1 protein-coding gene is annotated in these 2,485 nt (G+C 34.2%); it reads left to right on the top strand.

The window, feature by feature from the left end; all coding sequences use genetic code 11:
- Positions 1–94 precede the first annotated feature (94 nt).
- Positions 95–2,485 (top strand): hypothetical protein (locus PHV30_11020; protein ID MDD5457543.1); only part of this gene is annotated, 2,391 nt, incomplete at its 3' end.

Here is a 2,485-nt window from a genome sequence, read left to right as displayed (position 1 = left end):
AAACTGGAATAGAAATTATAAAACTGTTGGTGTTTAGAGCGTCTTTGTACCTGTATTATACAGGCACATTTTGTTTGCGGGGGGAAATAAGTTAATGGGGCAGTTTGAAATCACAAACTTTGGTATAACCATATCCGGCGCTAATCGGAAGATTGACGTTGATAAAAATATAGCTGAAGTAAAAACGCAATTGAAGAACGTTTTAAAAGAAATGGGTATGAGCGATTCTCAGGCTGCCTCTTTGATATCCAAAATTGATTTTAAAAAGATCGATTTGAACGAAAATGCGAAGATTGATTATGAAGATCTTTCAAAACTAGGCGCGACGCTTAACGATCTTTTGGAAATCCGGGATGTAACATACTTACAGGCTGAAGGTAAGATGCGGTTATTTTTGAAAAACGGAATTAGTATGGACATAAGTGTTGATGAAAACAGTGGAGATATCAAAGAAAAAAAGTTGTTGGGATTACTGTTGGAAATGAACTCAAATGGCAACAGTATAAAAAAACTGGCCGAATTGATCCATTCGAGTGATTTTAAATTTAATAAAGAATTTTTAAAAGGTGTTGCCGGCCTTTTAAAAAATGAGGCGACATTAAAGATAGTGGATAACAAGGTAGTTATAATTTTCAAAGACGACTTAAAAATTCAGATAGAAAAGAAAACGTCTGTGGCTGGCGTAGAACAAAGAAGTCCTGTCGCGGACACACAAAAGCTTGCAGATGACATGAATAAAGCTATTTTCAACTTATCCCGGCTGGAGGGCAAGAGGTTCATCGATGAATTTGAAAATATCAGAACGCAAATTAAAGAACTGGATAAAACAAAATACGCTAGCGTAATCAGTTATTTTTATTGGGGTGTCAGCAACATGTTAATAGAAAACGGCAACAAGGACCAGGACACGGCAAATCATGTGTTTAAGGCAATCGGGCAAGACGCGGAACTAAAGGATGGTCAGGCACCCAGATACAGGGACGCAAAAAATGTTTATGAATACCTTCAGAAATCTATCGATATAGATAAATTCCAAAAGTATGATTTTGGCAAAATTGAACAAACCATTAAAGCTCTTAAAGAAAATTTTTCAGGGACTAAAATCAAAGTTATCGATGACTTATATGATTTATATCAAAAATATGATAAGGAAGTAAAGTATGGCAAAAACCCACAGAAGGTTGAGGAACAATTGAAAGTTATGGAGCAATTGTTAATCAAACTTCAGCAAACTCAAGATAAGATTGTTGAATTGCAAAACAGTAATGGAATTAATGAAAAGCAAAAAAGTATCATAACTGCTATGCGGCAGCATGTTAAAGCTCTTGATTATCAAATCGGCCAGTGGCTGACTTTTATACCGATTAAGCAGATGGAAGAGCTGCAAAAATATATCAGCAGCGAAAAAGAAGTGGACCTTTTACCGCAGGACATAAGAGAGGAAGTAACACAGGCATTAAAACTCTTTAAAGAATATCGTAAAGAAAGCTGGGCTTATAGTCTGGATGAGTTTTGGGGCATTTTGGGTGAAAGGAATGGGACCCCAACCGGAACCTCAAAAGTAGAAAATTTTTCAGAGGTGGCAGTGACTAAAAGTAAACAATTGACCATTAAAAAATTGGCAGAATCCCAAAGAATGGGTAAGGCATTAGAAACTACACACCAAGAATTGCCGACCAAGGTTAAGACACTTGAAGGAAGAAATCAGTTAAGCAGGGAATTGCTCACTTATATTGATTATTATAAAAAATTACCCGAAGAATTAACCAAACTGGAGGAAGTTATTAAGAATGATAAGAGCCTAAAAGAAGGCGAAAGAGCTGAATTATTGAAAACGATAAAGAGTTACAAAGAAACTATTCCTCAAATAGAAACAATGTTAAAAGTTATAGGAACTGCAATTTGTGAAGGACATTCTGAAAATGTTAAAAATTTGAATAAGCAAACGATAAATGAAATTTCAAAACTGCAACAATTGAACATCATGTTAATAAAAGCCGCGAATAGCAAAGATTGGAGTGAGTTCCAAAGAATTAGCAAAGAGATAAATAATTCTAAAACTAAAGTAGCTACACTTCGTGAACAATATGGAAAGCTGGAAAAAGAAAATAAAAACTTAAAAGCTCAATTCAAAAATAATGCCAATGCTATGGACTATTTAGATAAAAGCGCTGAAATGCTGCATAATATATCTGATTCACTTACATACATGGACCAGGCTCTAAATGAAATGGAACAATATTGTAATTTTGTATTAAATGAAACCGGTGGCAATACAAATGTACCCATGGAACAAGTATTTCAGCTAAGTAATACTATTTTTGAAAAAATGAATGATTTTCAACAGAAAATGACTGCTATTATGGGAGATATTATTAAATATATTACAAAAAATGATGAGTTGGCAGAAAAAGCTTTATTTCAGAAATGGCAGGAAATAATAATTGAGAAACAGAGATTAGATAAACAACGAATCGAATCTGCC

Source organism: Candidatus Margulisiibacteriota bacterium (assembly GCA_028715625.1).
Classification (GTDB): domain Bacteria; phylum Margulisbacteria; class Riflemargulisbacteria; order GWF2-35-9; family GWF2-35-9; genus JAQURL01.
Note: the sequence above shows the minus strand (reverse complement) of the source record. Positions and strands in the feature narration are given on the sequence as shown.